Raw genomic sequence first — 7,576 nt, 5'->3', positions numbered from 1 at the left:
TGTCGGTGTAACGGGATGTCTTCATGTAAAACCTCTAAAAATCATATTTAGAAAATTCTACTTATAAGTCCGATTATTTGCTGGGGGGATTACCACATCGTCAAAAGAAGTTTGTCTGTGCGTTATCGCTCACATAAATTTTTTACCATCATAATACTCAGTTTTATTTTTATTATTTGAGCATTTCGACATCAGAATAAATTTCTAAAAATTACCAATCATTTCACTTACCTATTCTTTCTCCAGTATTGACGAGTGGCATTAGGCATTCAAAATAATATTATCCATTGGAACATCAGATTTCAACCGATCTAATTCTGTCCTTATGACTCCATAGCATTCACAAACAGTTTTTTCTAATCCTAGACGGCTCAAAACTTCTATGGTGCCTCTGCTGTAATGAATAAGTCCGTCTTTTTGTAAATTTCTGGCAGCCATGACGACCCTTTCTCGTCTTATGCCTAACATATTTGCGATGACTTGTTGTGTCATATATAGCAAATCGTTTGTTGATCGATCTAAACTGAGCAACAACCATCGGCATATTTGTTGGTCAACAGAGTGGTATCGGTTACATATCGCAATTTGAGTCATTTGTATGATTAGTGCCTGACTATACCTAAGCAACAAATGTAATACTGGACCAGCACGACTGAATTCAGAAGCTAATATTGTTCCTTTGAGTCGATAGGCAAATCCTGCAATTTGGACTTCTACCGTCCTTGGTGTCGTTTCTTCACCCAAAACTAAGGAAATTCCTATTACTCCCTCTTTCCCAACGGAAGCTATTTCTGCAGCTGTTCCATCCTCTAATATGTACATAAAGGATACAACTGCTGTGGTTGGAAAGTACGCAAATTTAAAACCTTTGTCTGCTTCAATCAGAAAATCTCCTACAGATAAAGAGACCAATTCCAAATGGGCAAAAAGGCGATCAAATTCATCCAAAGGAAATGCAGCTAGAAGATGATTTTGTCTGGGGTTATGGGGATCTGCATTAAGAATAGTTTCTATTTGCGGTGAACAATTACGCGAAGTGGATATTTTGGCTGAAGGGTCAGAGCCTATCATGTGAGGCAATAATTTTATGAGCGAAAAAACACAGATGGCGTCGCTCTAGCAAATACACCGCTGTCCTTTTGAATAACACAAATTGAGAGATAGTTAATCAAAATTAAAATCTCATATAAATTTGAACTATTTCCTTAAAACTCGCAAAGTTCGCACAGATCAATAGTGTCTATGGATAAATAAATTGATTTGGTAGAGAACTGCCTTTTTTTATTAACTGACGATTGAACCAACGAATTACTTTTGTCAGTCCAACTTGTTTCCGAATCAAAACAGGCTAGCGATTGGCTAGCCTTTATTTCTTATTTAGCTTCGTCAAAAATCAAAAACTATTTATTTGATTTAAGCCTAACTAGACTCTGAATTTATTAATCACATTGACGAAGAGTGACAGGCTTTTTCAGTACTTTTTTGCGCTGTAGCGCAACATCCCATCGCATTTTTTGAGCTCTCCTTCGCGTCGCTCACTTTGTTCTTTTCGTGGGATTCGGCGGCTTTCAAATGGTTTTTTGCTGCCTCTTGATGATCGGTCGCGGCTTGTTTATGTAGGGTGCTAGCTTCTTTAGTGTTAGTCATGATTTTTGATCCTCAATAATAGAAAGTTTTTTGAATTTCATTTTACAAGCCAGAACAAACGTGATCCCAGCAAGTGATCCAACATAGCCCACATTAAATGGTTTATCTGTTCGCTATCCAACATCAAAAGATATTTTTCTGGATACCCATTGCAATAAAATTCAAACAGATTTTTCTTCGCAGATTAATAGAAATTTATAAAAAGTAAGAGCAATCTTTTGAAAAATGAAAAAATTCAAATCTAGAAATATCTCACCTTAGAGAACGTACGAGTACTAATTTAGCGTAGAAGAATAAATTTAATTTAGTGGATAAAAACCCTCGATTTCTAACTTTCCTACGCGCGGCTCTACTCTTAATTTTGATTATTTTCTGTGAAACTAAAGTAGACGAAGGGCAATTAACACCAATAGCGTTTGGGGCTTATTGGATGGAAATATTAGTCTACATAATCAGAAAAATTATTTAGATAGATACAATTATTTGCGATATTCATCCTTAAAAATAGAAGTTGAAAACTTCTTAATCGTTTTATTCACGACGTGTGTTTGGATTTTATTGCCACTTGCAAATGATAGTTGCGAGGACTACTTACTCCAATGCACTTTTAAAAAAACTTTTTACGGTTATCACACTACTTTATTGGATAAAAGTGAGATACCGCACAGATAGGCTAACCCAGACTGACTAAGCTCAATACATACCCATTCTCGGGTATCAACGAGGAGATAGGAATGAAATCTGTATCTAAGAGTTTAAAAGGCGTCGCTTTACTTTTTTTTATATCAACACCGTTCTTATCGTTCGCTGCAGATAAGCCTGTAGCACCGATGCGGTCTGAAACGAAAAGCGCATCGAATGTTGATAATTCCGAAATGAATGTGAGAGATAAATCAAACGTAACTGCAACACCTCAAGATCAATCCAACAGTGCAGGAGACAGGAAATTATTGTCTCTAGTGCGACGCAATATCGTCCATGAGAAGTCCCTTTCAATGTCAGCCCACAACATAAAAATTATGACTTCAGACGGCGTTGTTACATTGCGTGGGCCAGTTAAAAATAAAGAAGAAAAAGTCAAATTAGAAAAAGTAACCCTTGACACTCCGGGTGTCAAATCAATCGATGATCAGCTAGACGTTAAAACTAACTAATTCAATTACTTGTTTGGAGAAAATCATGAAAAATGCAGTTTATTGTATCGCTCAAACTAGAGCACAAGCAGAATCAATTGTCGATCATCTCAAATCGGCAAGATTTAGTAGCGCGGAGATTTCTGTCCTTCTCCCTGATCAAAGCGGTACTCGGGATTTCGCCCATGAACAAAATACGAAAGTACCAGAAGGAACTGCCACTGGAGGTATAGCCGGTTTGGGAACTGGCGCTATCCTAGGCTGGCTCGCTGGCATCGGTACCTTAGCAATACCAGGTGTGGGTCCGTTTATCGCCGCTGGACCAATTATGGCTGCACTAGGTGGTGCCGCAGTTGGCGCTGCCGCCGGCGGTATTATAGGTGCTTTGGTTGGCATGGGAATTCCCGAGTATGAAGCGAAACTATTTGACGGAAAGATTAGAAATGGGAATGTATTGATTTCGGTTCATACTGAAAATCACGAACAAGTTAAAACGGTTAAGGAAATTTTTCAAAACGCTGGCGCCGAAGATATTAAGTCGACCTCTGAAGCTTCAGTTCCTAACTAATAGCTCGACAACTAACGGTTGAATTATTTCATTGTCTAGCTAAGCTTATTCGAAAAATAGTTCTGTCAGTTAACGCATGTGATGAATTTTAGCTGACGGAATTTTTCTAGTGTGCTGTGAAAATCTGATTAAAAATCTCTACGAAATACTAGAGTTTTTTTCTCTTTGACAAATACATAGGCTTTACAAGTGATCGAATAAAAAATCGTGGTGTGTGATTCCGCACATACCATTTCAAATGTATGGTTTATGGTGATAAAAATAATAAATGGATCTACATTTTATTGTTGTTCAGTACTTATTTTATTCAAACCGACTTTTTTTAGAGGTTGCCAACCATGCCAAACATTAAGAAATCTATCCCTAAAGTAGAAACTGACATTAATCGTAAGGTAACCCCTAAATCGACTGGCAATGGCGGGGAGTTACATCAGATCGCGGAAAAAAAACATTCTGACCTCACGACAAATCAAGGCGTAGTCGTTTCTGACAATCAAAATTCGTTGAAGGCAGGAGTTAACGGTCCTGCGCTGTTAGAAGATTTTATTTTGAGAGAAAAGATTACTCACTTCGATCATGAACGGATACCAGAACGAATTGTGCATGCAAGAGGAACTGGAGCTCATGGATTTTTTGAATTAACTCACTCCCTACAGAAATTTACGACGGCAAAAATTCTTACTAAATTAAATATTCGCACACCTTTGTTTGCGCGATTTTCGACTGTAGCAGGTGGATCCGGTTCTGCAGACACACCAAGAGATGTGCGAGGATTCTCCGTCAAGTTCTATACATCCGAGGGTAATTGGGACTTAGTTGGAAATAACATTCCCGTGTTTTTCATTCAAGATGCGATTAAATTTCCGGATCTGATCCATGCAGTCAAAATGGAACCTGATCGTGGTTTTCCACAAGCCGCTACCGCGCATGACACGTTCTGGGATTTCATTTCGCTTACACCGGAAGCAATGCATATGGTGATGTGGATTATGTCAGATCGGACACTACCGCGATCGTTAAGCATGATGGAAGGGTTTGGGGTTCATTCTTTTCGCTTGATTGATCAGGACGGTAATTCAACTTTTGTGAAATTTCACTGGAGACCTAAATTAGGACTTCAATCTACCATCTGGGACGAAACCGTTAAAATTGCTGGAGCAGACCCCGATTTCCATCGTCGCGACCTATTTAATTCCATCAGTGTGGGTAATTTCCCCGAGTGGGAATTAGCAGTACAACTCTTCACCCAAGAAGAGGCTGACCAGTTCCCATTTGACCATCTTGACGCCACTAAACTGATTCCTGAAGAGCTAGTTCCATTGAAAGTAATAGGACGGATGGTTCTCAATAGATGGCCAAATAATTTCTTCGCTGAGACCGAACAGGTTGCCTTTTGTCCATCTCATGTTGTCCCAGGCATTGATTTCTCAAACGATCCTTTATTGCAAGGGCGTCTTTTTTCTTATCTCGATACGCAGCTATCCAGACTAGGTTCACCTAATTTCCATCAAATTCCTGTGAATGCGCCTAAATGTCCGTTTGGGAATCATCAACGTGATGGCCATATGCAAATGGCGCAACCCACTGGCAGAGTGTCTTATGAACCCAATACGCTATCGACGACGTCGCCGCGTGAGCAGCCTACAACCGGCTTTAAAAGTATGTCTGAACAGCTCAGTGGAACCAAAGGGAGGATTCGACCAGAAAGCTTTGCCGATCACTATAGCCAGGCGCGCCAATTTTATTTGAGTCAAAATAAATACGAACAATCGCATATTATCTCTGCCCTTGTTTTTGAATTATCAAAAGTTGAGCATCCACATATTCGAGAAGCAATGGTCGGTCATCTAAGGCACATCATCGGTGATCTAGCATTGCGTGTAGCAAATGGTTTGGGCATGGAAAATTTACCACCAGCGCCTGATATCGCAGCACCAGTTGTTGATCTTCCTTTAACCCCCGCGGTTGGGCTAATCGACAAAATGAAATCGACGTTATCAGGACGAGTCATCGGGATATTGATTTCTGATGGATCTGATGTAGAGATTTTAAAAACTGTTCAAACGGCAGTTATTAAAGCAGGCGCAACTTACAAGACTATTGCTCCAAAAATTAACGGCATCTATTTATCTGACACGACTGAAGCCAAAATTGATGGACAACTTGCAGGTAATCCATCAGTCATGTTTGATGCGATCGTCACGATCCTATCCAAAGAAGCTGGGAAAAAACTACAAAAAGATATGGCCACGACTTCATTCATCAGAGATGCATATAGCCATCTTAAGGCGATTGCTTTTGATGATGGAAGTAAAATTTTATTAGAAACGGCTGGAATAGAAAAGGATGCCGGAGTAATATCGATCGACAAAATACCAGATTTTTTGTCTGCGGCAAAGACACGCCAATGGAGCCGTGAAAAATCACTTCACCCAGCGATTTAATAGTTTTGATAAGTTGATTTTGCTAGCTATATTTTCTTTAGAAAAATATAAAAAAAGAAGCCAATTGTAAGCGCCTGGCCAACACAGGTTGACCTGGCATTATCTTGATGATGGAAATTATTGAGCGGGTTCCCAGCGATGAGGGAGCAATTCGCCAATGCGACTGAATGGATGTAACGGAAGCCTTTCCAGGACGTCCTTCATGTAAGCGTAGGGATCGTGGCCGTTGAGCCGAGCTGAGTGAATCAAACTCATCATTGCCGCAGCACGTTTGCCGGCGCGCAGACTTCCACTGAACATCCCATTTTTGCGTCCTAATGCGATGGGACGAATCTGGTTCTCAACCCAATTATTATCGATCGGAACCTGGGGATCGTTGAGGTAATGTGTCAACGCCGGCCAGCGATTCAAACTGTATTCGATTGCCTTGAAGGTAGCGCCGCCACTAGGCACCCGCTGGCGCTGGACCAGCAACCACTTATGCAGTGCATCTGCAACTGGCTTGGCCTGCGTTTGACGAATGGTCAGGCGTTGGTCTTCGTTGAGCAAGCTTGCTTCTCGTTCCAAGCCATATAGACTGGCAAACAAATCCAGCACTTCACCCGCGATCTGGCTGCGGTGATTCGCCCATAGTTCATGAAATCTGCGCCGCGCGTGCGCTATGCATCCTGCCTCCGTGATACCGGATCTGAACAGCACTTTGTAACCTGGAAAGTCATCGCAGACGAGGGTGCCCCGCCATCGATCCAGGAATTGTTCGGCATGCTTGCCACCCCGGCTTTCGGCAAAGTCGAAGACCACCGCCTTCATGCTACTTAGTGATGTGCTGCAATAACTCCACAGATAGGCCTTGTGCGTCTTGCCGTTCCCGGGTTTGAGCATTGGAAGCGGCGTCTCATCGGCATGCAGTACCGGGTGGGTCAATAATTCTTCTTTCAGCGCATCCACCAATGGCTGGAGCGCCACGCCGCAGCGGCCTACCCATTCGGTCAGCGTGGAGTCGGGAATGGCCAATCCTGCCCGTTCGAAGATGCCGCTCTGACGATACAGCGGCAAGTGGTCAGCATATTTGGCGACCAACACCTGAGCCAGCAATCCGGAGGTCGGGATACCCTTATCGATGATCTGCGCAGGAACTGGTGCCTGCACCAGTGTTTCGCATTGATGGCAGACCCACTTGCCACGCACATGACGTTCCACCGTGAACACGCCAGGTTGGTAATCGAGTTTCTCGGACACGTCCTCACCGATACGTTTCATTTGGCAACCACACCGGCACAGCGTGGAATCCGGTTCGTGATGAATATCGGTGCGCGGCAGTTCTGCCGGTAGCCGGACACGCTTGGGTTGTTGCTTGGTTGGTTCTGCCGCGGGATTGGCCAGCGCCAGTTGCTCAATTTCGGCAGCGACGGCGGCCAAGTCGACGTCGAGAGTTTCAAACAGTTCACGCTGTTGTTCTCCGGTATAGGCTTCGCTGGTCGCGGCAAATTTCTGACGTTTGAGAATGGCCAGCTCATGGGTGAGTTTGGCGTTCATTGCCTGCTGATGGATCAGCAGCTGAACCAGCTGTTCCTTGGTGTATTGTTCGATGGTGGCGACAAAGCTCATGTCTGGAAGTGTGCCAGACCCGAGGTGATTTGATCAAAGACGTTTACAGACGTTTACATCTTTGTGGCCTCGGCACTACAGCGTATGCGTCCGACAGACCCACCTAGACGATCAGCAAATAACCGATTTTGCCCGCAGCGGAAGCAATTCATCAATACGATTATTTTTACAGGTAG

6 protein-coding genes are annotated in these 7,576 nt (G+C 42.7%); 3 read left to right on the top strand and 3 right to left on the bottom strand.

Annotation, left to right across the window (positions count from 1 at the left end):
* Positions 1-261: 261 nt before the first annotated feature.
* Positions 262-1,071, bottom strand: coding sequence for a Crp/Fnr family transcriptional regulator (locus AAKU61_RS21645; RefSeq protein WP_354335609.1), 810 nt, complete (start codon positions 1,069-1,071; stop codon positions 262-264).
* Between the two features lie 372 nt (positions 1,072-1,443).
* Positions 1,444-1,647, bottom strand: a complete 204-nt coding sequence (locus AAKU61_RS21640; RefSeq protein WP_322121733.1) for a hypothetical protein — start codon at positions 1,645-1,647, stop codon at positions 1,444-1,446.
* A gap of 734 nt (positions 1,648-2,381) precedes the next feature.
* Here AAKU61_RS21640 and AAKU61_RS21635 point away from each other — a divergent pair.
* From AAKU61_RS21635 to AAKU61_RS21625, 3 genes are all read left to right on the top strand, one after another.
* A complete protein-coding gene (locus tag AAKU61_RS21635; RefSeq protein ID WP_322121732.1) occupies positions 2,382-2,801 on the top strand; it encodes a BON domain-containing protein in 420 nt (139 codons plus the stop codon).
* Between the two features lie 25 nt (positions 2,802-2,826).
* A complete protein-coding gene (locus AAKU61_RS21630) occupies positions 2,827-3,348 on the top strand; it encodes a hypothetical protein (RefSeq protein ID WP_322121731.1) in 522 nt (173 codons plus the stop codon).
* A 338-nt stretch (positions 3,349-3,686) separates the two neighbouring features.
* Positions 3,687-5,792, top strand: coding sequence for a catalase (locus AAKU61_RS21625; protein ID WP_354335606.1), 2,106 nt, complete (start codon positions 3,687-3,689; stop codon positions 5,790-5,792).
* A 117-nt stretch (positions 5,793-5,909) separates the two neighbouring features.
* On the opposite strand, the gene tnpC is transcribed toward AAKU61_RS21625, so the two are convergent.
* Entirely contained in the window at positions 5,910-7,400 is a 1,491-nt protein-coding gene (tnpC, locus tag AAKU61_RS21620) for an IS66 family transposase (RefSeq protein ID WP_354335604.1), read from the bottom strand.
* Between the last annotated feature and the right edge of the window lie 176 nt (positions 7,401-7,576).

Source organism: Undibacterium sp. GrIS 1.2 (assembly GCF_040544435.1).
GTDB lineage: Bacteria > Pseudomonadota > Gammaproteobacteria > Burkholderiales > Burkholderiaceae_D > Undibacterium.
Note: the sequence above shows the minus strand (reverse complement) of the source record. Positions and strands in the feature narration are given on the sequence as shown.

Bases quoted from the DNA above. Each gene is read 5' to 3' on its own strand.
- AAKU61_RS21640 (WP_322121733.1), bottom strand. From the start codon at position 1,647: ATGACTAACACTAAAGAAGCTAGCACCCTACATAAACAAGCCGCGACC.
- AAKU61_RS21630 (WP_322121731.1), top strand. From the start codon at position 2,827: ATGAAAAATGCAGTTTATTGTATCGCTCAAACTAGAGCACAAGCAGAA.
- tnpC (WP_354335604.1), bottom strand. From the start codon at position 7,400: ATGAGCTTTGTCGCCACCATCGAACAATACACCAAGGAACAGCTGGTT.
- AAKU61_RS21635 (WP_322121732.1), top strand. From the start codon at position 2,382: ATGAAATCTGTATCTAAGAGTTTAAAAGGCGTCGCTTTACTTTTTTTT.
- AAKU61_RS21625 (WP_354335606.1), top strand. From the start codon at position 3,687: ATGCCAAACATTAAGAAATCTATCCCTAAAGTAGAAACTGACATTAAT.
- AAKU61_RS21645 (WP_354335609.1), bottom strand. From the start codon at position 1,071: ATGATAGGCTCTGACCCTTCAGCCAAAATATCCACTTCGCGTAATTGT.